At 71.8% G+C, this 24,684-nt stretch carries 20 protein-coding genes and 1 pseudogene; 14 read left to right on the top strand and 7 right to left on the bottom strand.

What is annotated here, in order from left to right; translation table 11 throughout:
• Window positions 1-18: 18 nt before the first annotated feature.
• The 6 genes and pseudogenes from ACMCNO_RS29835 to ACMCNO_RS29810 form a co-directional block, all read right to left on the bottom strand.
• The gene (locus ACMCNO_RS29835; RefSeq protein WP_412753855.1) at window positions 19-3,747 is read right to left on the bottom strand and encodes a multifunctional oxoglutarate decarboxylase/oxoglutarate dehydrogenase thiamine pyrophosphate-binding subunit/dihydrolipoyllysine-residue succinyltransferase subunit; all 3,729 of its coding nucleotides are present in this window, start codon (window positions 3,745-3,747) and stop codon (window positions 19-21) included.
• 125 nt (window positions 3,748-3,872) lie between these two features.
• The gene (locus tag ACMCNO_RS29830; protein ID WP_412752761.1) at window positions 3,873-4,700 is read right to left on the bottom strand and encodes an ABC transporter permease; all 828 of its coding nucleotides are present in this window, start codon (window positions 4,698-4,700) and stop codon (window positions 3,873-3,875) included.
• Entirely contained in the window at window positions 4,697-5,629 is a 933-nt protein-coding gene (locus ACMCNO_RS29825; RefSeq protein WP_412752760.1) for an ABC transporter ATP-binding protein, read from the bottom strand. The genes ACMCNO_RS29830 and ACMCNO_RS29825 overlap by 4 nt, the downstream gene beginning before the upstream one ends.
• 51 nt (window positions 5,630-5,680) lie before the next feature.
• Entirely contained in the window at window positions 5,681-6,346 is a 666-nt protein-coding gene (locus tag ACMCNO_RS29820; protein WP_412752759.1) for a hypothetical protein, read from the bottom strand.
• Window positions 6,347-6,387: 41 nt separating this feature from the next.
• Window positions 6,388-6,705, bottom strand: coding sequence for a helix-turn-helix domain-containing protein (locus ACMCNO_RS29815; protein ID WP_412752758.1), 318 nt, complete (start codon window positions 6,703-6,705; stop codon window positions 6,388-6,390).
• Window positions 6,702-7,068: pseudogene (locus ACMCNO_RS29810) on the bottom strand (type II toxin-antitoxin system RelE/ParE family toxin). Before ACMCNO_RS29810 ends, ACMCNO_RS29815 begins: the two are co-directional and overlap by 4 nt.
• Window positions 7,069-7,196: 128 nt before the next feature.
• Here ACMCNO_RS29810 and ACMCNO_RS29805 point away from each other — a divergent pair.
• The 12 genes from ACMCNO_RS29805 (at window position 7,197) to ACMCNO_RS29750 (ending at window position 22,187) form a co-directional block, all read left to right on the top strand.
• On the top strand, window positions 7,197-7,958 hold the full coding sequence (locus ACMCNO_RS29805; protein WP_412752757.1) for a GNAT family N-acetyltransferase: 762 nt from the start codon (window positions 7,197-7,199) through the stop codon (window positions 7,956-7,958).
• Window positions 7,958-8,719 carry a lysophospholipid acyltransferase family protein gene (locus tag ACMCNO_RS29800; RefSeq protein ID WP_412752756.1) on the top strand — a complete coding sequence of 254 codons (762 nt, stop codon included), beginning with the start codon at window positions 7,958-7,960 and terminating at the stop codon, window positions 8,717-8,719. Before ACMCNO_RS29805 ends, ACMCNO_RS29800 begins: the two co-directional genes overlap by 1 nt.
• Window positions 8,720-8,789: 70 nt before the next feature.
• On the top strand, window positions 8,790-9,506 hold the full coding sequence (locus tag ACMCNO_RS29795; protein WP_412752755.1) for a response regulator transcription factor: 717 nt from the start codon (window positions 8,790-8,792) through the stop codon (window positions 9,504-9,506).
• A 7-nt stretch (window positions 9,507-9,513) separates the two neighbouring features.
• Window positions 9,514-11,076, top strand: a complete 1,563-nt coding sequence (locus tag ACMCNO_RS29790) for a sensor histidine kinase (RefSeq protein WP_412752754.1) — start codon at window positions 9,514-9,516, stop codon at window positions 11,074-11,076.
• A gap of 70 nt (window positions 11,077-11,146) precedes the next feature.
• The gene (locus ACMCNO_RS29785; RefSeq protein WP_412752753.1) at window positions 11,147-12,700 is read left to right on the top strand and encodes a S1C family serine protease; all 1,554 of its coding nucleotides are present in this window, start codon (window positions 11,147-11,149) and stop codon (window positions 12,698-12,700) included.
• A 234-nt stretch (window positions 12,701-12,934) separates the two neighbouring features.
• Window positions 12,935-16,108 carry a cyclic nucleotide-binding protein gene (locus tag ACMCNO_RS29780; protein WP_412752752.1) on the top strand — a complete coding sequence of 1,058 codons (3,174 nt, stop codon included), beginning with the start codon at window positions 12,935-12,937 and terminating at the stop codon, window positions 16,106-16,108.
• A 112-nt stretch (window positions 16,109-16,220) separates the two neighbouring features.
• Window positions 16,221-16,376: a hypothetical protein gene (locus ACMCNO_RS29775; protein ID WP_412752751.1), complete on the top strand. Its 156-nt coding sequence runs from the start codon at window positions 16,221-16,223 to the stop codon at window positions 16,374-16,376.
• Between the two features lie 61 nt (window positions 16,377-16,437).
• Entirely contained in the window at window positions 16,438-17,358 is a 921-nt protein-coding gene (locus ACMCNO_RS29770; RefSeq protein WP_412752750.1) for a hypothetical protein, read from the top strand.
• A gap of 46 nt (window positions 17,359-17,404) precedes the next feature.
• Complete coding sequence (locus ACMCNO_RS29765; RefSeq protein WP_412752749.1) at window positions 17,405-18,625, top strand: ABC transporter ATP-binding protein; 1,221 nt, start codon at window positions 17,405-17,407, stop codon at window positions 18,623-18,625.
• Window positions 18,626-18,676: 51 nt separating this feature from the next.
• Window positions 18,677-20,182 (top strand): chitinase, encoded by a 1,506-nt coding sequence (locus ACMCNO_RS29760; RefSeq protein WP_412752748.1) that lies wholly within the window; start codon window positions 18,677-18,679, stop codon window positions 20,180-20,182.
• A gap of 89 nt (window positions 20,183-20,271) precedes the next feature.
• Window positions 20,272-21,129 (top strand): patatin-like phospholipase family protein, encoded by an 858-nt coding sequence (locus ACMCNO_RS29755; RefSeq protein ID WP_412752747.1) that lies wholly within the window; start codon window positions 20,272-20,274, stop codon window positions 21,127-21,129.
• A complete protein-coding gene (locus tag ACMCNO_RS29750) occupies window positions 21,129-22,187 on the top strand; it encodes a 1-acyl-sn-glycerol-3-phosphate acyltransferase (protein ID WP_412752746.1) in 1,059 nt (352 codons plus the stop codon). Before ACMCNO_RS29755 ends, ACMCNO_RS29750 begins: the two co-directional genes overlap by 1 nt.
• A 28-nt stretch (window positions 22,188-22,215) precedes the next feature.
• Here the strand turns inward: ACMCNO_RS29750 and ACMCNO_RS29745 are convergent, their stop codons facing one another.
• Window positions 22,216-22,998 (bottom strand): hypothetical protein, encoded by a 783-nt coding sequence (locus tag ACMCNO_RS29745; protein WP_412752745.1) that lies wholly within the window; start codon window positions 22,996-22,998, stop codon window positions 22,216-22,218.
• Between the two features lie 129 nt (window positions 22,999-23,127).
• Here ACMCNO_RS29745 and ACMCNO_RS29740 point away from each other — a divergent pair, with 129 nt between their 5' ends.
• Entirely contained in the window at window positions 23,128-23,421 is a 294-nt protein-coding gene (locus tag ACMCNO_RS29740; protein WP_412752744.1) for a 4a-hydroxytetrahydrobiopterin dehydratase, read from the top strand.
• 80 nt (window positions 23,422-23,501) lie between these two features.
• Window positions 23,502-24,644: an FHA domain-containing protein gene (locus ACMCNO_RS29735; protein ID WP_412752743.1), complete on the top strand. Its 1,143-nt coding sequence runs from the start codon at window positions 23,502-23,504 to the stop codon at window positions 24,642-24,644.
• The last annotated feature ends 40 nt before the right edge of the window (window positions 24,645-24,684 follow it).

Here is a 24,684-nt window from a genome sequence, read left to right as displayed (position 1 = left end):
TCTTGGTTCAACCGCCGGTCACGGCCGCGGCAGGGCCGCCTCGATCAGCGCCGACTGCTCCGCGTCGTGCATCTTGGCCGAGCCCACCGCGGGCGCGGCGGCCGAGGGCCGGGAGATCCGGCGCAAACGTACGCCCTCGAGGTGCTCCAGCAGGTTGAGCGCCACGAACGACCAGGCGCCCTGGTTGGCCGGCTCCTCCTGCACCCACGCGAAGTCCTCCGCGTTCGGGTACTGGCCGAGCACCGCCTTCAGCTCCTCGACCGGCAGCGGGTAGATCTGCTCCATCCGGATCAGCGCGGTGTCCGTGATGCCCCGCTCCGCGCGTGCGGCGTACAGGTCGTAGTAGACCTTGCCGGAGCAGAGCAGCACCCGCTTGACCGCCTCGGGCTGCAGCGGGGTGCCGTTGACGCCGGTGTCGCCCAGCACCGGCTGGAACCGGCCGCTGGTGAAGTCAGCGACCGAGGACACCGCCAGCTTGTGACGCAGCAGCGACTTCGGCGAGAACACCACGAGCGGCTTGCGCTTGGACGACAGGGCCTGGCGGCGCAGCAGGTGGAAGTAGTTCGCCGGGGTGGTCGGGTTCGCCACCCGCATGTTGTCCTGCGCGCACAGCTGCAGGAAGCGTTCCGGGCGGCCGGAGGAGTGGTCCGGGCCCTGGCCCTCCTGGCCGTGCGGGAGCAGCAGCACCACCGAGGAACGCTGACCCCACTTCACCTCGCCGGACGAGATGAACTCGTCGACGATCGACTGGGCGCCGTTGACGAAGTCGCCGAACTGGGCCTCCCACAGCACCAGGGCGTCCGGGTTCTCCACGGAGTAGCCGTACTCGAATCCCATGGCCGCGTACTCGCTGAGCAGCGAGTCGTGCACGAAGAAGCGGGCGTTGCCGGTGGCCAGCGTGGACAGCGGCAGGAAGTCCTTGCCGGTCCTCGCGTCGATGATCGCCGCGTGCCGCGAGGTGAAGGTGCCGCGCCGCGAGTCCTGGCCCGCCAGGCGGATCGTGACGCCGTCGGACAACAGCGAGCCGAACGCGATCAGCTCGCCGAAGCCCCAGTCGATGCCGCCGTCCGCGGCCATCTTGGCCCGCCGGTCGAGCAGCTGCTGGACCCGCTTGTGCGGGGTGAAACCCTCGGGCAGCTCCACGTGGGCCTGGCCGATCGCCCGGACCACGCTCGCGTCGACGGCGGAGTCCACCTCGGGCTCCGGCTCCTGCACGACCGTACGGGCCCGGGGCGGGGAGCCTGCCGCGTCGCGGGTCGCCTTGAACACCTGCTCCAGCTGCTGCTGGTAGTCGCGCAGCTGCTCCTGGGCGTCGTCCACGGTGATGTCACCACGGCCGATCAGCTCCTCGGTGTACAGCTTGCGGACGCTGCGCTTGGTGTCGATGATCTCGTACATCCGGGGGTTGGTCATCGACGGGTCGTCGCCCTCGTTGTGCCCGCGGCGGCGGTAGCAGACCAGGTCGATGACGACGTCCTTGTTGAACGCCTGCCGGTACTCGAACGCCAGCCGGGCCACCCGCACGACCGCCTCGGGGTCGTCGCCGTTGACGTGGAAGATCGGCGCCTGGATCATCCGGGCCACGTCCGTGGAGTACAGCGAGGAGCGGCTGTACTCCGGGGCGGTGGTGAAGCCGACCTGGTTGTTGACCACCACGTGCAGCGTGCCGCCGGTGCGGTAGCCGCGCAGCTGAGAGAGGTTCAGCGTCTCGGCGACCACGCCCTGGCCCGCGAACGCGGCGTCGCCGTGCACCAGCACGGGCAGCACGGTGAAGCCGTGCAGGCCCAGGTCGAGGCGGTCCTGCTTGGCCCGGACGATGCCCTCCAGCACCGGGTCGACCGCCTCCAGGTGCGACGGGTTCGCGACCACGCTGACCGTGGTGGAGTGCTCGCCGTCCGGGGTGGTGTACTTGCCGGTCTGGCCCAGGTGGTACTTGACGTCACCGGAGCCGTGCGCCGACTTCGGGTCCATCTGACCCTCGAACTCATTGAAGATCTTCTCGTACGGCTTGCCGACGATGTTGGCCAGCACGTTCAGCCGGCCCCGGTGGGCCATGCCGATGACGATCTCGTCGAGCCCGCCCTCGGCGGAGGCCTGCAACACCTCGTCGAGCAGCGGGATCAGCGATTCGCCGCCCTCCAGCGAGAAGCGCTTCTGACCGACGTACTTGGTCTGCAGGAACGTCTCGAACGCCTCGGCCGCGTTGAGCCGGTTCAGGATGTGCTTCTGCTCGTCGGTGTCCGGCTTGGTGTACTTGATCTCGATGCGTTCCTGGATCCAGCGGCGCTCCTCCGGACCCTGGATGTGCATGTACTCCACGCCCACCCGGCGGCAGTAGGTGTCGCGCAGCACGCCGAGCACGTCGCGCAGCTTCATCATCTGCTTGCCGCCGAAGCCGCCCACCGGGAACGTGCGGTCCAGGTCCCACAGGGTCAGCCCGTGCTGGAGCACGTCCAGGTCGGGGTGCCGGCGGATGGTGAACTCCAGCGGGTCGGTGTCCGCCATCAGGTGCCCGCGCACCCGGTACGCGTGGATCAGCTCCGGCACCCGGGCCGCCTTGCCGATCTGGCCCTCGGAGGTGTGCGCCACGTCGCGCACCCAGCGCACCGGCTCGTACGGGATGCGCAGCGAGGTGAAGATGTCGTCGTAGAAGCCGTGCTCGCCGAGCAGAAGCTCGTGCATCGACTTGAGGAACTCACCGGACTGCGCGCCCTGGATGACCCGGTGGTCGTACGTGCTGGTCAGGCTCGTGACCTTGCTCACCGCGTGGTCGGCCAGCGTCTCGTCGGACATCCCCTGATACGGCGCCGGGTACTCCATGGCACCCACGCCGATGATCGCGCTCTGCCCCGCCATGAGGCGCGGGATCGAGTGCACCGTGCCGATGCCGCCCGGATTGGTCAGCGAGATCGTGGTGCCCGTGTAGTCGTCCATGGTCAGCTCGTTGCGCCGGGCCCGCCGGACCACGTCCTCGTACGCCTGCCAGAACTTGCGGAAGTCCATCTGCTCGCAGTTCTTGATCGACGGAACGACCAGGGACCGGGAGCCGTCCTTCTTCGCCAGGTCGATGGCGATGCCCAGGTTGATGTGCTCGGGTTGCACCAGGGACGGCTTGCCGTCGACCACGGCGTACGAGTTGTTCATCTCGGGGTGCGCGATGACCGAGCGGACCATCGCCCAGCCGATCAGGTGGGTGAAGCTGACCTTGCCGCCGCGGCCGCGGGCGAGATGGTTGTTGATCACGATGCGGTTGTCGACCAGCAGCTTGGCCGGGACGGCGCGCACGCTCGTGGCGGTCGGCACCTCCAGCGAGGCTTCCATGTTCTGCACGATCTTGCTCGCGACGCCGCGCAGCGGGGTGACCTTGGCGCCGGCCGGGACCGCGGCCGTCTCCTTCGGCGGGGCGGCGGGCTTCGCGGCGGTCGGCGCAGCAGGCTTCGGGGCGGCCGGGACGGTCGGCTTGACCGGGGCGACCGTCGCGGCGGCCGGGGCGTCCGTGCCCGCGCGCGCCGCGGTGGCGGTCGCGTTCGCGGCGGTCGCCTCGTCGGGCGTCGCGATGGACCCGGCGGCCATGGCCGGCTTGTAGTCGGCGAAGAAGTCGTGCCAGGCGGGATCGACGCTGGCCGGGTCGGCCAGGTAGCGCTGGTACATCTCGTCGACGATCCACTCGTTGGGACCGAAATCCGCGAGTGGGTTGTCCTGCGAAGTCTGCTGGGTCGACACTTCCGTGTTCGCCTCTTTCACCATTGTCAACACGCGACGGCAATCGTCACAGGGGACGGAACGGATTCCCGTCAAGGCTACGCCGTGCGCCACGCCGACCCACCCGGACGTCCACCGTGTGACGAACGCCAATCCCGCCCCCCGGACGCTTACGACACGTCGCGTCGTTTGATGATGGCTGTCCCGATAAGCCCCATCACCACCGCGTAGCCGATGAGTACCGCCGCACCCACCCAGCGGGGTGGGCTGCCCGGCAGGTCGGTGCCCGAGATCATCAGCTGTGACGCCGCCGTCGGCATGATCACCTGCAGGTACGTGAACCAGTGGGCCACGTACTCGGTGAGCAGGAAGAAGATGATGCCGACCGCTTGGGAGCCGACCACATAGACCGCGGTCAGGACGATCGTGGCCGCGATCTGGCTGCGGATCAGGACCCCCACCCCCACGCCGAGCACGGCCCAGAGCCCGAACGCCAGGCCGTTGAGCCCGATCGCGCGCCAGACTGCGGGGTCGTCGAGCTGCGGGCCGAGGTCGAGCGAGTGCAGGATGATCGGCGCGAAGATCAGGTTCAGTACGGTCAGGACCAGCCAGAACACCAGGGCCAGCAGCGCCGCCGCGGCGTACTTGGCCAGCACGACCGACTCGCGCCGGGGGGTGACCAGGAACGTGGTCGTGGCGGTCTGGTGGAAGAACTCGTTGGTCACCAGGATCGCGCCCAGCAGCAGCACCATGAGCACGCCCATGAACTGCCCGCTGGTGTAGAGGTTGGCGGCCACGTTCACGGTCTCGCCGGCGGCCTGGAGCTGGTCCGCCTGGTTGGCCGAGACGTCACCACCCGTCTCGGCCGAGGTGACGGCCACCGAGCTGCCCCAGTTGATCAGGATGCTCGCCGCATACAGCGGGAGCAGGATGAGGCCGAAGATCCACCACGTCGGCGTGGTGCGGATCTTGAGGAGTTCGGCGCTGACCAGTTTCATCGGATCCCCGCCTTTCCCGCGGTCAGCTCCAGGAACACGCGCTCCAGGTCCGCGCGCTCACCGGCCAGCTCGTGCAGCTCCACCCCCGCGACGAACGCGGCGTGACCCACGGCGGCGGCGTCGAGGCCGGTCACCACCAGCGCGCCGTCCTGCTGGGCGGTCACGGTCGCGCCCTGGGTCTGCAGCGCGGCGGACAGCTCGGCGGCCTGCGGAGTGCGGACCCGGGTCTGGGCCGCGCCCGCCATCGAGCCCAGTACCTCCTCGACCGGGCCCTGCCGGATCAGCCGCCCCGCCGCGATGATCACCACGTCGTCGGCCAGCTGCTGCATCTCGGCCAGCAGGTGACTGGAGACCAGCACCGTGCGCCCCTCGGCCGCCAGCGCCTTGAGCAGGTCCCGCATCCAGCGGATCCCCTCCGGGTCGAGGCCGTTCGCCGGCTCGTCGAGGATCAGCACGCGCGGGTCGCCCAGCATCGCGGCTGCGATCCCGAGGCGCTGCTTCATGCCCAGCGAGTAGCCCTTGAACTTGCGCTTGGCCGCCGGTGACAGCCCCACCAGCTCCAGCACCTGGTCGGCGCGCTCACGGGGCAGGCCGGCGGAGGCGCAGATGACCCGCAGATGGTTCAGCCCCGTCCGGCTCTTGTGCGCGCTGGACGCCTCCAGCACCGCGCCGACCTGGCGCAGCGGATCGGGCAGGTCCGGATACCGATGGCCGTTGATCGTGGCCGTGCCCGCCGTCGGACGGACCAGACCCACGAGCATGCGCAGCGTCGTGGTCTTGCCCGCGCCGTTCGGGCCGAGGAAGCCGGTGACCCGGCCGGAGCGCACCGAGAACGACAAATCGTCGACGGCCCGCAACTTCTTGTACTGCTTCGTGAGGTTCCGGACCACGATCGCCTCGGGTCCCGGACCTTGCTGCCCGACGCTCAACCGCCGCTCCTTTGTCGTAGACGCAGGTGGATCACCGTATCGGACGCATGCTCATTCCTCCGACAGGGCGATCCAGGTGGCGCGGGCGGTGGCGAGACGGGCACCATCCGGGCCGTACACGGTCGAATCGACCATCGCCTTGCGGCCCTGCAACGCGCTCGCCCGGCCGACCACGACGCAGGTCGCGCCCGGTTCCGGCAGCGCGTCGACCGCGACCGCGATGCGGCCCAGCACGTACACCCGGCCGATGTGCAGGGCCGACCAGCCGCCGGGGCAGTCCAGCGCGGCCCACATCGTCTCGACCCGGACGTCGGGCGGCACGGTCCACGGCGCGGCGGTGCGTTCGTCCGGCAACAGGCCGGGGAAGATGCGCAACCCGTCGGGGTGCTGCGGCCCGCAGACGTAACAGGTGGGGAACGGGTGGTCGGTGAAGCCCGGATACGCCTTGGCGGCGACCTCCGCCTCGGCCGGCGAGGCTGCCGGGACACCCGGGCCCGCGTCCGCTGCCCGGGTGACCTCCGCGACCAGCGTGCCGTCGGGGGCGGTCACCCTGCCGTCCGCCACGGCCAGCTCCGTGTCCAGCGGAGGCGGGATCCGCAGGGTCACCTCGAACGCCCGGCCGTCCGCCGCGGCGCCGCACGCCACCGCGAAGGTGCCCGCCGACCAGCCGCCATTACCCGAGGTCGGAGGCCCGTTGAACCGCGCGGGAATCTGCATGCACGACACCGTCTCACACACGTCCGACAGCGGGGGCGAGGCTAGGCGATGGCGGCGATGTTGCCATCTTCGAAATAGATCGCCTGGTGGAGCCGGCCGCCCAGCGCTGCCGCGTAACGGGCGAGTACCTCCTGTCCGGAGATCTTGCCCTGTTCGATCTGGGAGACCCGGCCCTTCGTGACGCCCATACGGTCGGCTACCTGCTGCTGGGTCAACCCGCGGGAGCGACGCACTTCAGCCAGGCGGTGCCCTACCACGGTGGCAAGGAGTTCCTGCTTGCCTTCCTCGACGCTCTGCTCGCCGCCGGCACGGTCGACGTGATCGGCGCGGATGTCCTGCCAGCGCACATGGCTGCTCATGCCTGTGGGCCCTCCTCTTCGGCGCGTTCCTTCAAGTACCTCTCGTAACGTTGCTCCGCCAGAGGGATGGCTCCGCGGTACCAGTCGTTCCACTGCCCAGTTTTGTCACCGGCGACCAGGAGGATGCTGGCGCGCCATGGATCGAACACAAACAGGATGCGTACGGTACCCGGGCGCAGCTCCTTGAGGTTGGCGATCGACGAGCCGTGGATCGTGTCGACCACGGGCCGGCCCAGTCCCGGCCCGGCCTCGGCGAGAAGGTCGATCGCCTGCACGACGCGGGCACTAGGTGGTCGGATCAAGGCTGTCGATCCAATCCCGGACTTCGTCGACGAGATAGACATCCCACTCTTCAGCCGGCACTGGGTGAGTATAGCGTTCGGTAAACCTGGCTCGGCGTTCGGCGGATTGCGGGAGGCGTTCATGTGCTGGTCATCCGGCGCCACCATGGTCGAAACGCCGGTGGCAGTTGTGGACCTTACACAGAGGGCATGGCCGTTCTCATGACCGCCGCCGCACCCACCGGGACCAGCGGCTATTCGCTCCTGATCGCCGACGACGCCGACCAGGTGGCCGCGGCGCAGCGCCTGCGCCACGACGTCTTCGCCCATGAACTCGGAGCCCGCCTGCCGCACGCCGTCGACGGCCGCGACACCGACGAGTTCGACGAACACTGCGACCACCTCATCGTTCGCGACGACGCCATCGGCACCGTGGTCGGCACGTACCGGATGCTGCGTCCGGCGGCGGCCGAGCGGGCCGGGCGCCGCTACGGCGACGGCGAGTTCGACCTCAGCCGCCTCGCTCCGCTGCGCGACCAGCTCGTCGAGACCGGACGCTCCTGTGTGCACCCCGCGCACCGCTCCGGCGCCGTGGTCAACCTCATGTGGGCCGGCATCGCCCGTTACCTGCACCTGAACAACCTGCGCTGGCTCGGCGGCTGCGCCTCCGTCGGGCTTGACGACGGCGGGCACACCGCCGCCGGAGTGTGGGCCCGGGCGCAGGCCAAGCACCTGTCGCCGCCTGCCCTGCGGGTCCGGCCGCGGCGTCCCTGGCTGTCCGGGACCACCCCGGCCGGCGACCCGAGGGCCGCGGCGCCGCCACTGCTGCGCGGCTACCTGCGGCTGGGCAGCTGGGTGTGCGGGGAACCCGCGTACGACCCGGACTTCCGCACCGCCGACTTCTACGTGCTGCTGTCCACGGACCGGATGGACCCGCGGTACCGGCGGCACTTCCTCGGGGCGACCCGGTGATGTGGCAGCCCGCATCCGGGTGCGGGCCGGGGTGCCGCGCCGGCGGCGACGACCCGGCCCGCCGCGGGACGGCGGCGCTGCGGTTGGCGGGGGTGTGCGCCGTACTCGTCATTGGTCTGGGGATCGTGCCGCTGCTGCGCCGCGCCGCCGTGCGGACCGGGGCCCGCGTCCTGCTGGCGCTGCTCGGGGTGCGGCTGGTCTGGCGCGGCCCGCTGCCGCGCCCGGGCAGCCTGGTGGTCGCCAACCACGTCTCCTGGCTCGACATCCTCGCGTTGCACGCGATCGTGGAGGTCCGGCTGGTCGCCAAGCGGGAGATCCGCGACTGGCCGGGGGTCGGTGCGCTCGCCGCCGCGAGCGGCGCGATCTTCCTCGACCGGGCCCGGCCGCGGACGCTGCCGCGGACGGTGGCCGAGGTGTGCGCGGCACTGCGGGCCGGGCGGTCGGTCGCGGTCTTTCCGGAGGGTACGACGTTCTGCGGCGCCCGCCAGGGCCGCTTCCGGCCCGCGGTGTTCCAGGCCGCGGTCGATGCGGGCGCTCCCGTGGCGCCGATCGCGATCCGGTACGACACGACCGCGGCCGCATTCGTCGGCGACGACACGCTGTGGGCGTCGATCCGCCGCGTCGCCGCCCTGCGCGGGTTGACCGTGACCATGGTGGCGGCGTCCGCGCTGCGGCCCACCGAGGGCACCGACCGGCGGGCGCTGGCCCGGGCTGCGCAGGCGTGCGTCGGCGTGACTTCCGGCTTCGACCTGGCGGCGTAGGCGAGCGCTCACAGAGATCTTTCAGCCGCTGTGCAGGCGCGGCGCAGGTCGCGCGGAGAATAATGGCAGCATGGCCGCCACTCAGACCGCGCAGAAGCAGACCGAGGCGAAGCTGCTCGTCGTCGAGGACGACGCGAACATCCTGGAGCTGCTCTCCGCCAGCCTCCGCTTCGCCGGGTTCGACGTCAGCACGGCCACCAGCGGCAGCGCGGCGGTGACCGCGGCCAAGGACGTGCCGCCGGACCTGGTCGTCCTCGACGTGATGCTGCCCGACCTGGACGGGTTCGAGGTCATCCGGCTGATGCGGGAGAGTGGCGCGCGCACTCCGGTCGTGTTCCTCACCGCCCGGGACAACACCGACGACAAGATCCGCGGACTGACCCTGGGCGGCGACGACTATGTCACCAAGCCGTTCAGCCTGGAGGAGCTGACCGCCCGGATCCGGGCGGTGCTGCGGCGCACCTCGTCGGCCGACGAGGAGCCGTCGCGGCTGGTCTTCGCGGACCTGGAGTTGGACGAGGAGACCCACGAGGTGTATCGGGCGGGCCAGCGGGTGCAGCTGTCGCCGACCGAGTTCAAGCTGCTGCGCTACCTGATGCTGAACGCCAACCGGGTGCTGTCCAAAGCGCAGATCCTCGACCACGTGTGGAAGTACGACTTCCGCGGCGACGACAACATCGTGGAGTCGTACATCTCGTACCTGCGCCGCAAGGTCGACAACGTCGAACCCAGGCTGATCCACACCCTGCGCGGCGTCGGGTACGTCCTGCGCAAACCCGCCGCCTGAGCCTCCGGTGATCCTCTTGGATCGGTGGCGCGCCAAGCTGCCGCAGCATCCAGATCTTCGGCGGGTGTCGCTGCGCACCAAGCTCGTGACCTCGGTGCTCGTGCTGGTGTTCGCGGCGATCACGCTGATCAGCACGGCCAGCACCGTGGCCCTGCACCGCTATCTGGTCAGCAGGCTCGACGCCCAGCTCGTCGACTTCACCAACAAGCTGGCGCAACTCGAGGTGCGCGAGAACCTCATCCTGCCCACGGACTTCTACGTCTATGTCACCACGGTCGGCGGATTCGGCCGAACACCGATCAAGGGTGACGACTCGTGGACCGCCGCCGACCTGCCGCCCCTGGCCAAGGGCGTCGACGAGGTCAACAAGCGGCTGGACAAGCCCTACACGGTCCGGTCTCCCAACGGCACCTACTGGCGCGTGCTGGTCACGGAATACAGCAACGGGACCGTGCTGCACGTCGCGCAGCGGCTCTCCGGCATCGATCTCGTGACGGCGCGCCTGATCTGGGTCGACGTCCTCGTCGGCGCGGGTGTGCTGCTCGCCCTCGCGACCATCGGCGCGGCGATCGTGCAGCAGAGCCTGCGTCCGCTGATCCAGATCGAGCAGACGGCCGCGGCCATCGCCGCGGGCGACCTCACCCAGCGGGTCCCCGACCCCGAGCTGGACAGCGCCGAACCGCAGACCGAGCTGGGCCGGCTGTCCCGGGCGCTGAACACCATGCTGGCCCAGATCGAGACGGCGTTCACCGCGCGGGCCCAGTCCGAGACGGCCGCCCGCGCGGCGGAGTCCCAGGCCCGGGACGCGGCCGACGCCGCCCAGCTCTCCGAGGCCCGCGCGGTGCGCTCCGAGGAGAAGATGCGCCAGTTCGTGGCGGACGCCTCGCACGAGCTGCGTACGCCGCTCACCACGATCCGTGGCTTCGCCGAGCTGTACCGGCAGGGTGCGGTCGCCGACCCCACGGGCGTCGCCCGGCTGGTGCGCCGCATCGAGGACGAGGCCGCCCGGATGGGCCTGCTCGTCGAGGATCTGCTGCTGCTGGCCCGGCTGGACCGGGAGCGACCGCTCACCCTGGTCCCGGTCGAGCTGCCCGTGCTGGCGGTCGACGCCGTGCACGCCGCCCAGGCCACCGCCCCGGAACGCCGCATCGAGGTGGACATCCGCGACGATGCGGACAAACTTATCGCGTACGGCGACGACGCGCGGTTGCGGCAGGTCATCGGCAACCTGGTGACCAACGCTCTGACCCACACGCCGCCGGACGCCGAGGTGACCGTGCGCGTGTTCCGGGAGGACGGCAACCGGGTCGCGCTGGAGGTGAGCGACACCGGGCCGGGCCTGACCGCCGCGCAACGCGAACGGGTCTTCGAGCGGTTCTACCGGGCCGACGAGGCGCGGACGCGGAACACCGACCGGGAGGCCACCGGCACCGGCCTCGGGCTGGCCATCGTGGCGGCCATCGTGCGGGCGCACCACGGGTCGGTGGAGGTGGTCAGCGAGGAGGGCAAGGGCGCCACCTTCCGGGTGGCGTTGCCGGCGCTGGATGCTGACGTACCTGGCGAAGCGTGACAGAACCTTTCACAGAAAACATTCAGGGCAAACACAGGCCCACCCGAGTACGGCCCGGCACTGTTGAGTCATGACCGAGTTCGAGACCCACCCGCAGCGGAGCGAGACCTCCCCCTCTGAGGAGCCGTCGCACCGGCCCGCGGACGCCTCCCACGAGAGCAGCATCGCCCAGCCGGGAGAGTCCGACCCCACCGTCGTGCAGCCCGCCGTGGCGCCCGCCGCCGAAGCGGCCGTCACCCAGCCCGAGACCGCCACCCCGGCAGGCGCCATGCCCCAGCCGGGTGCGCCCGCCGGGCAGCCCGGTGGCTGGACCTCGTCGTGGCAGCAGCCGCACTCGGCGTACTCGGGCCAGCAGTACCCCGGCCAGCCGTACCCGGGCTACCCGGCGCAGCCGCAGTACCCCGCCGCCGGCGCCCCGGCCGCGCACGGTGCCCCGGCAGGCGCGCACGGTGCCCCGGGCGTGCCCGGCGGCTGGAGTGGCGCCCCGACCGAGTCCGTGCCCGCCTGGGCCGCCCCGGTCGGCGCCGCCGGCCCTCAGGAACCCGGCAAGCCCGGCCGTGGCCGCAAGATCCTCGTCGCGGGGGCGGCCGCCGCGGTCATCGCGATCGGGGCGGGCGGGGTCGGCGCGGCCGCCGCGCTGGCGCTGCGCGACGACCACGGCACCGCGACCGTGCCGACCAGCAACTCGTCCGTGACCCGGGTCGTCGACCGCTCGTCGCTGGCCCAGATCGCCGCGGCGGTGCAGGACAGCGTCGTCTCGATCACCACGGGATCCGGCGAGGGCTCCGGGGTGATCACCAGCGAGGACGGCTACATCGTCACCAACAACCACGTGGTGGCGACCGCGCGCGGCAACACCGTGCAGGTGATCTTCGCGAACGGCAAGAAGGCCGACGCGACGATCGTGGGCACCGACCCGCGTACGGATCTGGCCGTGGTGAAGGCGTCCGGCGTCTCCGGCCTCAACGCGTCGCACTTCGGTGACAGCTCCAAGATGCAGGTCGGTGACACCGTGCTGGCCATCGGCAGCCCGCTCGGCCTGCAGGGCTCGGTGACCGCGGGCATCATCAGCGCGAAGGACCGCACGATCCGGTCCGGCGGCGAGAGCCCGCAGTCTCCGTTCGACAGCGGCCAGGAGCAGCCGGCCACCACGACGATGTCGGGCCTGCTGCAGACCGACGCCCCGATCAACCCGGGCAACTCGGGCGGTGCGCTGGTCAACACGAACGGCGAGATCATCGGTATCAACTCCGCGATCGCGACGTCGGGCCAGAATTCGGGCAACATCGGTCTGGGCTTCGCGATCCCGAGCAACAAGGCCAAGCAGGTCGCCGACTCGATCACGGCGGGCAAGAAGGTCAGCCACCCGGCACTGGGAGTGAGCGTCGCCGAGGCGCAGGGTGGTGGCGCGATGGTCAGGAGCGTGACGCCGGACAGCGCGGCGGCCAAGGCCGGCCTGAAGCAGGGCGACGTGATCACGTCGGTGAACGGCAAGGCGGTGAACGATTCCGACGACCTCGTCGGAATTGTCCAGAGTGCCAACGTTGGTGACAAGGTGACCATCGTGTACACCCGCGACGGCGCCCAGAAGACCGTGACGGCCCAGTTGCAGGAAGCGTCCTGACGCGCTGACGCCGTCGGCCATTAGGCCGAATCTCCCTCCCCGCAGCGGTGGGCGGGTGTGATCACGAAGGTTGATCGCACCCGCCCACCGCTTGCTTTCGGTCCCTTGTCAGAAAGGAAATGCCCGCTTCCGTCGGATATATGGCGTGAGTAATCGGCGCGGAGGGGTCGCCTTCGAGCCGTTCCACCGCCTAGTCTCCATTCGCCATTGGCGCGGAGTGGAAGGCCGACCCGAGTGACCTACGTCGAGACCCGGATGAACGTCTGGGAGGCGCTGGCCGGGCGCGCGCCGGGCGAGCCCGTCGGACCAGCGGACCCCGGCCTGTGGGCTGCGGTCCTCGACCGGCTCAACCCGGCCCGCGCCATGCCGGTGCTGCGGGCGGGCATCGAAGCCGTCGAACTGACCAGCGCGCGTGGCTCCGCGTACGTGATGCTGCGCTCGCCCGACGACGGCGGCCGCGCCTGCTACCTGCGGCTGACCCCGCAGGAGTACCAGCTCGCGCTCATGATGGACGGCAGTCACACGGTCGCCCGGCTGGTGGCCGAGTTCGCCCGCATCGCGGGACGGCTCGCCCCCGACCAGGTTCGCCGCGTCGTCGCCGACCTTGCCGGCAACCGGATGCTCGAGGAACTGCCGGTCGACGCGTTCGCGCCGCTGGCGCAGATCCAGCGCAAGGCGCTGCCCGAGCGGGTCGGCAGCACGCTGCTGGCCGCGCTGCGCGGGCGGCGCATGCTGTCCGTCGACATCGACGGATTCGTCTCCGCCCTCTACCGCAGTGGCGGGCGCCTGCTGTTCACCCGCGGCGCCGCCATCGCGATGGCCGTCGTCTCGGCGCTCGGCCTGATGCTGTTCATCGGTACGTGGTGGCGGGCCAGCCAGACGGTCTTCCTGGCCGGGGGGTCGTACCTGCTCGGGGCGATCGTGCTGCTGCTGCTCAACGTGTTCGCCCTGGCCAGCCACGAGCTGGGCCACGCGCTGGCCACCAAGCATGCCGGGCGGGAGGTGCCCGCCGCCGGGCTGCTGGTCTACTTCGGCATCCCGTCGGTGTTCGTGGATACCACGGACGTGTGGATGGCCGGGCGCCGCGCGCGCATCCTCACCACGGCTGCCGGACCGCTGACCGGGCTGGTGCTGGCCGGGGCGATGCAGATGGTCGGCTTCGCGATCCCCGCGCTGGGGCCGCTGGCGTTCAAACTCGCCTTCGCGTGGTACATCAACGTGCTGTTCAACCTGAACCCGTTCATCGCGCTCGACGGCTACTACCTGCTCATGGACTGGCTGGAGATCCCGAACCTGCGGGCCCGCGGGCTGGCCTGGGTCGGCGGACGGCTGCGCGGGCGCCCCCGCAAGTGGGGCGAGCTGGACCGCGAGGGCCGCCTGGTCGCCCTGTACGGGATCCTGGCCGTCCTGTGGCTGGCGGTCGCCGCGAACCTGGCGTACCGGGTCTGGGCCGACCGGGTGTCCGGGGTGATCACCGGACTGTGGCACGGCGGGGTGGGCAGCCAGCTGCTGCTCCTGCTCATCGTCGGCGGGCTCTGCGCCCCCCTGATCTACCTGGCTTCCGGGCGGCTGGCCCGCTGGTGGCGGACCACCCGTGAGCGCTCCGCCGAACGGGAACGCGAGGCCGACACGCCCCGCCGCCTGGCCGCACTGCTCTCCTCCGAACTGGGCGGCCTGCCCGAGCCGGTGCTGGCCAACCTGGCGGAGCGCGCCCGCTGGGAACGCCCCGCCACGGGCCGCCAGCTCGTGCTCGCGGGCAGCGCCCCGCAGGCCGTGTACGTGGTGGTCGACGGCGCGATGCAGGCCCGCAAGCCGGGTGACCCGGGCGGCACCATCCGGCACCACGTCGGCCCGGGCGGCGTCGTCGGCCTGGCCAGCGCGCTCACCGGGCGGGCCACGGCACTGGACTGGCACACCGCGGACACCACCCTGCTGGCCGTGCCGACCGCCACGGTGGCCACGGTCGTCGGGCCGATGCCCGGCCCCCCGCCGAAGGACCGGGCGGAGGCCGAGACGCTGTTCGCGGACACCCCCGCGCTGGCCGGACTCGCCGCCGACGACCGACTCGCCTTGATCGCCTCCGCGCACCCGGTCGACCTCGGTCCCGGGGCGCCGGTCACCCTTCCCGGACCCACCCACGCGGTCGTGGTCGAATCCGGGGTCATCGCCATGCCCGACGGGGTCGAGCTGCGCCGCGGCACGCTGGTCGGGCCGGTCGGCGACGGCGACCCCGGGATGGTCGCGCAGACCCGTACGCCGGTCCGGTTGTGGGTCATCCCGGACGCCTCGTACCTGCCGCCCCTGGTCGGTTCGGCCCGCCGCGTCACGCCGCCGCCGGTGCTGCGGCCGGGCACCACCGCGCCGACCGCCGGGGTGCACCCGTCGGTGTACCCGCCGCTGGCAGTGCCGCCGGGTCCGCCGTCCGAGACCGACGACCCCGACGTGGATCGGCACTTCGAGCGGCGGATGTGGTGGCTCGTGCTGCTGGCGCTGCTGCTGGCGCTGTTGCTGACCGGCGCGAACCTCGCGCCCGGCCCGGCCTGGGCGGAGATGCCCTCCGACCGGGTGCTGCTCACCGCCGAGCGCGGCCGGGTGACCGCCCTGATCGAGGGCACCACCGTCATCCTCGACGAGGGGGACCGCCGGTACGTCGGTGACGGCACCCGGATCGAGGTGCCGGACCAGGCCACCGGCCGGCTCACGTTCGTCGGCGGCGCCGCCGCGGTCGTGTGCTCCGGCTCGCGTACCCAGGTCGGGCGGCTCTGGACGGACACGGCCCGGCACCGGGTGCCGCACGGGGAGCTGTCGATCGACAACGGTCGCCTGCTGGCCGACACGACCAGTACCAGCGGTGCGTTCCGGCCGCTGGCCCTGACCGTGCAGCGCCCGCTCGGCGAGGTGGTCAGCACCGGTGCCTCGTGGTTCGCGGTCGACCCGGGTGCGGTCACGGTCTCGTCCGGCGGGGCCGCGGTCGGCGGAGCTCCGAGCGCGGCCACCGGCAAGGGTCTGACCTGCGGCGACGGGGTGCCCGTAGCGCCGCCGGCGGCCGGGCCGAGCGAGTCGCCGAGCGACGACCCGCCGTCGGATCTCCCGTCCGATCCGCTGCCGACGGAGACGACGGTCCCGCCCACGACGGCGGCCCCGCAGCCCCAGCCGCAGCCGACCAACCCGCGTGCCACGGCCACGACCACCCGGCCGCCGGCGGCGACGACCACGGTCCGGCCGCCGACCACCCGTCCGCCGGTGACACGGCCGACCACGACGACGCCGACGACGACGCCGACCACCACGCCGACCACCACGCCGACGACGACGCCGACCACCACGCCGACGACGACGCCGACGACGAGGCCGACCGGAAGCCCGTCCACCAACCCGCCGACCACGCCGCCGATCATCCTCTTTTGACCGAAATAGCGGCATTCTTCCTGGTAAGGACAAGGGCAGAGGAGACAAGTCGGTGTTGTGCTGGTTCTGTGCCAAGGCGGCGCGAGGATCTTGCCGGTTCTGCGGTCGTGGGGTGTGCGAGGACCACGCGCGGTTCGGGCCGTACCTGTTGCAGGTGAGCCGGTCGGAGAGCCGGCGCCGGGCGGAGGCGCTGGTGGTGGAGGACGCGGTGCAATGCGGCACCTGCAAGCCCCGCCCCCAGCCGATCCCGATGCCGGAACTCGACTGAGTGGCATCTCGGTGAGCCGGGCGATACCCGGCCTCGACGAGGTCGGCTAGCGTTGCTGGGTATGAGCGACTTCGACGCCGTGCTGGAACGGCTGCTCAACGAGCCGTCGTTCGCTGCCGAACTGGCCCGCGACGCGGACGCCGCGTTGTCCGGCTACGTGCTGGACGACGGCGAGGCCGAGCTGCTGCGTCGCCAGGTGGCGGCGGACGCCGGTGCCACGCACGCCGTGGTGGAGACCCGGACGAGCAAGTCGAGCACGTTCGGGCTGCTCTCCGCGTTCACCGAGCTGGGCGCGGGCGCCGTGACCGACGCACATTCCGGCTCCGGGACTGCGCACTCCGGCCTGGGTGGTGCGGGTGAGGCGCGGACCGGCCTCGGCTCCGCTCCCGCTGCCGCCGGGCTCGGCCCGTGGTCGGAGTTCGGCTCGGCGGCGGGCGTGGCCGCCCAGCACGCCGCGGACGTCTCCGGTGGGCCCGGGGTGACCCAGGGCCTCGGCTCGGCTCCGGCCTGGGGTGCGGGCGGCGGGATGACCGACGAGCTGATGCCACTGGCCCACTCCGGGCTCGGCTCGGCCCCCGGCCTGGACGGCCCGCCCAGCGGGGAGGGCGCACCGGATCTGAACGCCATGCCACCGGTCTCGCGGATCGGCGAGGCCCCGCACACCGGCCTGGGGGAGGCGTCGCGGTTCCAGGGCGAGGCGGAGCACCTGGCGCCGCCGAAGGGCTACCACAACCGGGTCGACGCGGACGGCGACGGCACCTGGGACAAGGCCACCTACCGGGGTCGCGCCGACGGCGGGGCGGACATCCTGGTGGACCTCAACCACGACGGGCGGACCGACTTCGTCGGGCACGACGTGGACGCGGACCGCACGGTCGACTACGCCGACTACGACAAGAACCACGACGGCGTGTTCGAGAAGCGGATGTACGACGACAACGGCGACGGCTGGCTCGACCGATCCGTCTGGCAGGAGCACTGACGCCGATCCTCTGGTTTCGGCCGTCGCCGCCGTACAGGATGGACGGATGGTGGCGATCGCCGTCCGGGCGGTCTCGAAGGTCTTCGGCGACGGCGCGGTGGCAGTCGATCACGTCGACCTCGACGTGGCGTCCGGCGAGTTCCTCGTGCTGCTCGGCCCCAGCGGCTGCGGGAAGTCCACGCTGCTGCGACTGATCGGGGGCCTGGAGGAGCCGACCCGGGGCCAGGTGCTGCTGGACGGCGTACCGGCCACCGCGATCGCCCCGCAGGAACGCAACGTCGCCCTGGTTGTGCAGACGTACGCGCTGTATCCGCACCTCACGGTCGCGCAGAACATCGGCTTTCCGTTGCGCGCGGCGGGCGGCTCGGCCACTGACGTGGCCGCGCGGATCGCCGAGATGGCCCGGCACCTCGGCATCGCCGATCTGCTCGGGCGCCGCCCCGAGCACCTGTCCGGCGGGCAGCGGCAGCGGGTGGCACTGGCCCGCGCGCTGGTGCGCCGCCCGGCGCTGCTGCTGCTCGACGAGCCGTTGTCGAACGTGGACGCCGGGGTCCGGGCGGATCTGCGTGGCGAGATCACCGCGCTGGCCCGCCGGATCGGCGTGACGACCGTGTACGTCACGCACGACCAGAACGAGGCGCTGAGCATGGCCGACCGCGTGGCGGTTCTGCGCCGCGGCGCGCTGCAGCAGGTGGGCCCGCCCACCCAGGTGTACACGGACCCGCGCACGCTGTTCGTGGCCGCGTTCCTCGGCACGCCGCCGACCAGCCTGCTGGAGGCCGCCGTGTACGCCGTGGCGGGCCGGGTCGTGCTGGACCTGGGCTCGCAGGAGATCGAGCTGCCGCCCGGCGACCCGCGTACGGCCGCGCTCGCCCGGCGGCACGCGGAGCGGGTGACCGTGGCGCTGCGGGCGCTGCGCCCGGCCGCGGGGGACCCGGTCCAGCTCACCGGGACGGTGCGGGCGGTGGTGAACCGGGGGCCGGACGTGCTGGCGTACCTGGACACCGGGGCGGTGCCGACGCCGCCGCAGGTGGTCGACGGCCTGGCGGTCGGTGGCCGCTCTCCCCAGCGGACGCCGTACGGCTTCATTCCGGCGTACGACCCGGAGGTGCCGGGCGAACCGCCGCCCGCCGGGGAGGTGCTGGTCCGGATCGCCGCACCGGGCACGGTGAGCGTGGGTGCCCGGCTGACCGCGGGTCTGGATTTCGGTGATCTGCTGTTGTTCGACCGGGCGGGTCGCAGGATCGGGCTGGACATAATCAGTTAACAGTCCTAATAATTGGCCAACTGTCGATGTCTCGACGTGGAGGCCACCCCCATGCGCCCATCCCGTTCCCTCGTCCTCGCCGTAGTGGCCGCCCTCGCGGCGGGCGGCGCCGCCACCTGGACCGCAGGATCCGCCAGCGCCGCGGGCACCCCCACGGCGACGATCACCAAGACCTCCGACTGGGGCTCCGGCTGGCAGGCCCAGGCCACCGTCACCAACGGTGGGGACGCGGCCCTCACCTCGTGGAAGGTCGAGTTCGACCTGCCCGCGGGCTCGTCCGTCGGGTCCTACTGGGACGCGCTGCTGACCACGAGCGGCCAGCACTTCACGTTCACCAACCGGGAGTACAACGCCCCGCTCGCGCCCGGCGCCTCCGCGTCCTTCGGTTTCCTCGGCAGTGGCTCAGGTTCGCCCACCAACTGCCTGCTGAACGGCGCCCCGTGCGGCGGTGGCACCCCGCCCGTCAGCACCCCGCCGACCACGACACCGCCGACCACCACGCCCCCGGTCACGGAGCCGCCGATCACCGGACTGCCCAAGCACGCCCTCATCGGCTACCTGCACGCCAGCTTCGCCAACGGCTCCGGATACCTGCGCATGGCCGACGTGCCCGCCGACTGGGACATCATCAACCTCGCCTTCGGCGAACCGACGTCGCCGACCTCCGGCGACATCCGCTTCAAGCTCTGCCCGGCGGTCGAATGCCCCGGCGTCGAGAGCGAGGCCGACTTCATCGCCGCGATCAGGGCCAAGCGCGCCGCGGGCAAGAAGGTCCTGCTCTCCATCGGCGGCGAGAAGGGCCAGGTGCAGCTCTCCAGCACCGCGGCGCGCGACGCGTTCGTCAGCTCCGTCGGCGCCATCATCGACAAGTACGGCCTCGACGGCGTCGACGTCGACTTCGAGGGCCATTCGCTGTCGCTGAACACCGGCGACACGGACTTCAAGAACCCGACCACCCCGGTGATCGTCAACCTGATCTCGGCCCTGAAGTCGCTCAAGGCCCGCTACGGCGCGGGCTTCGTGCTCACCATGGCCCCGGAGACCTTCTTCGTGCAGCTCGGCTACCAGTACTACGGCTCGGGGCCGTGGGGCGGGCAGGACCCGCGTTCCGGCTCCTACCTGCCGGTCATCTACGCGATGCGCAACGACCTGACCGTCCTGCATGTCCAGGACTACAACTCGGGCTCCATCATGGGCCTGGACAACCAGTACCACGGCGTGGGCGGGGCGGACTTCCACATCGCCATGACGGACATGCTGCTGGCGGGCTTCCCGGTGGCCGGCAACACGGCCAACATGTTCCCGGCGCTGCGCGAGGACCAGGTCGCCTTCGGCGCGCCCGCGGCGGTCAGCGCGGGCAACGGGTACGTGGCCCCCGCCGGCGTTCAGCAGGCGGTGAACTGCCTGGTCAAGGGGACCGGCTGTGGCGGCTACACCCCGCGCAGCGGCACCAGCCCGGACCTCCGTGGCCTGATGACCTGGTCCATCAACTGGGACCGGTACTACGGCTGGGAGTTCCGCAACGCCCACGAGCCGTTCCTGAACGCGCTCGGCTGACCCGCCGGTCGTGGCGTTCCACCGGGGTCGCCGGTGGAACGCCACCGGCGACCTGTGTGGATCTTGGTGTGCCGTGACACGATGACGGCATGGTCGACACCCCGGTCGCGTTCGTGCTCGGTGGCGGCGGTGTCCTCGGCGCCGTCGAGGTGGGCATGCTGCGCGCCCTGTTCCGTGCCGGGTACACGCCCGACGTCGTCGTCGGCACGTCGATCGGCGCGGTCAACGGGGCGCTGGTCGCCGCGGACCCCAGTGAGGCCGTCACCGACCGGCTCGTCCAGCTGTGGTCCTCACCCGAGGCGGCCGACGTCTACGGCGACTCCATCGCCCGGCAGCTGCGGCGCTTCGCCGCCCGGACCCATCTGCACTCGCCGCTGCCGCTGCGCCGGCTGCTGGCCAGCGAGCTGGGGGAGCAGGCCACCTTCGCCGACCTGAAGGTGCCGTTCCGGTGCTGCGCGGCCAGCATCGAACGGGCGGCGGAACACTGGTTCGACAGCGGACCGCTGGTCGACGCGGTGCTGGCCTCCTCGTCCGTGCCCGGGCTGCTGCCGCCGATGCAGATCGAGGGGGAGCACTTCGTCGACGGTGGCATCGTCAACTCGATCCCGATCGGGGAGGCGGTACGCATCGGCGCCAAGCTGATCTTCGTCCTTCAGGTGGGGCGGATCGAACGGCCGCTCACCGTGCCCCGGCGGCCGTGGGAGGTGGCGCAGGTGGCGTTCGAGATCGCGCGGCGGCACCGGTTCGCCCGCGAGCTCGCCACGCTCCCCGGCGACGTGCGGGTGCACGTGCTGCCGACCGGGGGCGGGGAGGGCCGCGACGACTCGCCGTGGGCGTACCGGGACATGGCGGCCATCGGGCGGCGGATCAGCCGTGCGTACACCGCCACCCGCCGCTACCTGGCCTCGACCGTGGAACCGCCACCGGGCCGGCGCGCGGACGGGTGATGCCCATGCCGCCCGCGTGGGTCCGCCGGTGTGTGTTCGCGCCGCTGGTGGTGGTGCTGGCGGGTGTCCTGGTGAGCACCCTGCCGCTCTGGCTCATCGCCGCGCTGGCGGCGTCGCCGCTGGTGCCGGGCCATCTGCGGGTGCCGCGCCTGGTCTGGCTGGCCATCGTGTACGTCGTCTGGGACGCCGCCGCCCTCGTCGCGCTGGCCGCGCTGTGGGTGGTGTCCGGCTTCGGCGCCCGGATCCGCTCGCCGCGATTCCAGCGGGCGCACTACGTCCTCACCGGCCGGTTCCTCGCCGCGCTGTTCTGGATCGCGCGCTGGTCGCTGCACCTCACGGTGGATGTGGTCGGCACCGACCCGGATACCGCCGTGCCGGGGCGCCCGGAGATCGTGGTGAGCCGCCACGCCGGGCCGGGCGACTCGTTCATCCTCATCCATGCGCTGGTCAACTGGTTCGCGCGGGAGCCGCGGATCGTGCTCAAGGCGGCCCTGCAGTGGGACCCGGCCGTGGACGTCCTGCTCAACCGCCTGCCCAACCGGTTCATCTCGCCGGGGCGCACCGGGACCGACACACTGGAACAGCAGATCGGGGAGCTGGCCACGGGGCTCGACGACAACGACGCGTTCGTCATCTTCCCCGAGGGCGGGAACTTCACGCCGCGCCGCCGGACGCGGGCCATCGCCTTCCTGCGCGACCGCGGCCTGCACGACATGGCCGTCCGCGCCCAGGCCCTGCGCCACGTGCTGCCGCCCAAACCGGGCGGGCTGCTGGCCGCCCTGGACGCCGCCCCGGACGCCGGGGTGATCTTCGTGGCGCACACCGGTCTCGACCGGATGCTCACGGTCGGCGACGTGTGGCGGGAGCTGCCCATGGACAAGCAGCTGCTGATGAAGTTCTGGAGTGTGCCGCCGGAGGAGGTGCCGCGCGGCGAGAAGGAGCGCGTCGCCTGGCTGTACGACTGGTGGGCCCGCATCGACGAGTGGATCGAACAGCACCAGCCGCAGCCGCGTCCCCTGCCGACCGTCTGGCCGCAGCGCCGCCGCACCCGCCCGTGACCCCGGGCCGGTGCGGCGGCGACCCGGCTCAGCTGCCGAGGAGGCCCTTGAACTGGCTGGGCAGCTCGGTGATCTCCGACTTGTCCGGACGGCTCACCGAGACCGGGGTGCCGAAGTCCGAGTAGGTGGAGGTCATCTTTCCGGCGCTGGGCGCGATGCTCGACATGTCGATGGTCATCTCGACCAGGCGGCCCTGATCCACCTTCGCGGTGAACGGCACGGGCTTGATCTTGCCGCCGAGCTCCTTCAGCTTGTCCCCGCCGTACTGCGGGGACTTGGTCAGGTCGATCGTCCCGGAGAAGGTGCCCTCGCCGGTGCGCTTGACGTCGGTCACCGCCTTCATCAGGGTCTTGGTGCCCGCCGGGTCGTCACCGGAGAGCGCGCCCAGGCTGCTCCCTCCAGGGAGCTTGGTGGTGTCCAGGTGCATCCACTTGCCGCCGCCCCCGGCCAGCTTGCCCAGCTCCCCGCCGATCTTCATGTAGACGTCCGTGCCGACCTTGCGGACCTCCATCTCGGTGCCCTTGCCGGCCGCGCCCATGGTCATCTTCACGTCGGCCGTCTGCGCCTTCGGGTCCGCCACACCGGTCATGCTGATCCCGCCGACCATGGTCATCGAGACCTTCATGGTGTCCTGGTTCAGCTTGGTGACCGCCGCCGCCAGCTCGGTGGTGGGGTCCGCCTGCTGAGCGGCCTGCTCGGCGGCGGCGCCGGGCGCGCCCGAGGCCGCGGGCTTGTCGTTGGGGCCGCATCCGGTCACGGTGACCGCGGCGGCCAGCACCAGGCCCGCGAACGCCAGCCGTCGATTGTTCATGTTGTCCCTCCCCGTGGCAGCCGCCGCCCCGGAATGGACGGCAGTTCCGGCGCACACCGTAGCGGAGCCGGGCGACATCCGCGTCCCGTGGCCATAACCCGACCCCCGGTGGGCACTATGGTGATGGGCATGGAAGAGCTGCTCGACGCCGACTCCGTGCGCAGTGCCGTGGCCGTCCTCGACGGCTGGGAGGGCGATCCGGACGCCATCGTGCGGACCGTCGGCCTGCGCAGTTTTCCGGCCGCGATCGCCGTCGTCGACCGGGTCGCCGTGGTCGCCGAGGAGATGGACCACCATCCCGACATCGACATCCGCTGGCGGACGCTGACGTTCCGCTGCTCCACCCACGCCGCCGGTGGGGTCACCACCCGTGACATCGCCCTCGCGAACCGTATCGATCGGATTCTCGCCGACGCCTCCTGACCGCCCGGGTGTCCCGCGCTGACCGCCCAGGCGGCATGATGACCGTCAGGTAGCGGCCCGCGTACGTAGAGGGAGTGCCCGTGAGATTCGAGGTCAGCAAGGTCCTCGACGCCATCGAGGCCCGGCTCACCACCGACCCTGCCCTGGCCCGGGCGGTGGTGGACCTGTCCGAGGTCGTCCGTTACGCCGACCTCGACGGTGGCCGTCCGGCCAGCATGCTGCGGCTCGGTCTGGTCATCGACGCGTTGGGCCGGCACGTGGCCGAGGAGAACGTCCCCGTGTACGCGGTCGTGCCCCGCAGCCTGCTCTCCGACGCCGATCTCACCTCCAACGAGCGGATGGTCGTGCGGCGCTGGGCGGACGACGGCGTCGTCGAGGTCGTGCCGCAGCTCGACGACCGGGTGCTGGAGGTGGCCGAGCTGCTGGGCCTGCCGGTGCTGACCCGATCGCGCGCCGAGCAGTTCCGCGGCCAGCGCGCGTGGGTGGACGAGCCGGGGCGGCTGCTGGCGGCGGTGCCCGGCGCGGGCGGCCCGGTGCTGGTCGCCCGGGTGGGACGCGGCGAGGTCCCCCCGGTGGGTGAACCTTCCCCGATGGGCGCCAAACTGCTGGCCCGGGTCTGGCGCTGCCCCGAGTCGAACTGCAGCGGCTTCGGCGCGGCCGTCGACTCCGACAGTCCGTTCGCGGACATGCGGACGTTCACGAGCCCGGTCGCGCAGCCGCCGCCCACGCTGCGGGCGGGCGCGCCGACCTGCCCCCGGCACGGCACCCGCCTCACGGACGCGGGCCCGCGTCCGGCGGTCGAGGTGCTGTCCGTACGCATCGACGGGGTGATCCGGCAGCGCTTCGTGGTCGCCGAGGATCAGCCGGTCGTGGTGGGCCGGGCCCCGGAGAACGGCGTGATGCTGGGCCAGTGGCTCACCGAGGACGCCCGCAAGTGGATCAGCCGGGGTCACGTGCGGCTGGCGCTGGCCGACGGCGAGCTGACCGTACGCGACATCAGCACGAACGGCACCGGCATCCGCCCCAGTGGCTCCACCGACGACGACGAGCGGATCACGCTGGCCCGCGACGAGACCCGCCCGCTCGGCCCCGCCGACCTCGTCGAGCTGTACGCAGGGGTGCACATCGGCCGGGCCCGGATGTGGTCGACCGGCGGGGTGAGCCAGCCCGCTTCCGTGATGGCGGAGGCCCCGACGATGGCCATCCGCAAGTTCGAGCGCTGAAACGCAGGCGGCGGGTCACTGGACGACTCCAGTGACCCGC

The sequence above is a fragment of the Krasilnikovia sp. M28-CT-15 genome (genome assembly GCF_047159595.1).
Taxonomy (GTDB): Bacteria; Actinomycetota; Actinomycetes; order Mycobacteriales; family Micromonosporaceae; genus Actinoplanes.
Note: the sequence above shows the minus strand (reverse complement) of the source record. Positions and strands in the feature narration are given on the sequence as shown.

What these genes read in the sequence shown, in the direction of transcription:
- ACMCNO_RS29835 (WP_412753855.1), bottom strand. Translation starts at nt 3,747, where the DNA reads ATGGTGAAAGAGGCGAACACGGAAGTGTCGACCCAGCAGACTTCGCAG.
- ACMCNO_RS29830 (WP_412752761.1), bottom strand. Translation starts at nt 4,700, where the DNA reads ATGAAACTGGTCAGCGCCGAACTCCTCAAGATCCGCACCACGCCGACG.
- ACMCNO_RS29820 (WP_412752759.1), bottom strand. Translation starts at nt 6,346, where the DNA reads ATGCAGATTCCCGCGCGGTTCAACGGGCCTCCGACCTCGGGTAATGGC.
- ACMCNO_RS29815 (WP_412752758.1), bottom strand. Translation starts at nt 6,705, where the DNA reads ATGAGCAGCCATGTGCGCTGGCAGGACATCCGCGCCGATCACGTCGAC.
- ACMCNO_RS29805 (WP_412752757.1), top strand. Translation starts at nt 7,197, where the DNA reads ATGGCCGTTCTCATGACCGCCGCCGCACCCACCGGGACCAGCGGCTAT.
- ACMCNO_RS29800 (WP_412752756.1), top strand. Translation starts at nt 7,958, where the DNA reads ATGTGGCAGCCCGCATCCGGGTGCGGGCCGGGGTGCCGCGCCGGCGGC.
- ACMCNO_RS29795 (WP_412752755.1), top strand. Translation starts at nt 8,790, where the DNA reads ATGGCCGCCACTCAGACCGCGCAGAAGCAGACCGAGGCGAAGCTGCTC.
- ACMCNO_RS29785 (WP_412752753.1), top strand. Translation starts at nt 11,147, where the DNA reads ATGACCGAGTTCGAGACCCACCCGCAGCGGAGCGAGACCTCCCCCTCT.
- ACMCNO_RS29770 (WP_412752750.1), top strand. Translation starts at nt 16,438, where the DNA reads ATGAGCGACTTCGACGCCGTGCTGGAACGGCTGCTCAACGAGCCGTCG.
- ACMCNO_RS29765 (WP_412752749.1), top strand. Translation starts at nt 17,405, where the DNA reads ATGGTGGCGATCGCCGTCCGGGCGGTCTCGAAGGTCTTCGGCGACGGC.
- ACMCNO_RS29760 (WP_412752748.1), top strand. Translation starts at nt 18,677, where the DNA reads ATGCGCCCATCCCGTTCCCTCGTCCTCGCCGTAGTGGCCGCCCTCGCG.
- ACMCNO_RS29755 (WP_412752747.1), top strand. Translation starts at nt 20,272, where the DNA reads ATGGTCGACACCCCGGTCGCGTTCGTGCTCGGTGGCGGCGGTGTCCTC.
- ACMCNO_RS29750 (WP_412752746.1), top strand. Translation starts at nt 21,129, where the DNA reads ATGCCCATGCCGCCCGCGTGGGTCCGCCGGTGTGTGTTCGCGCCGCTG.
- ACMCNO_RS29745 (WP_412752745.1), bottom strand. Translation starts at nt 22,998, where the DNA reads ATGAACAATCGACGGCTGGCGTTCGCGGGCCTGGTGCTGGCCGCCGCG.
- ACMCNO_RS29740 (WP_412752744.1), top strand. Translation starts at nt 23,128, where the DNA reads ATGGAAGAGCTGCTCGACGCCGACTCCGTGCGCAGTGCCGTGGCCGTC.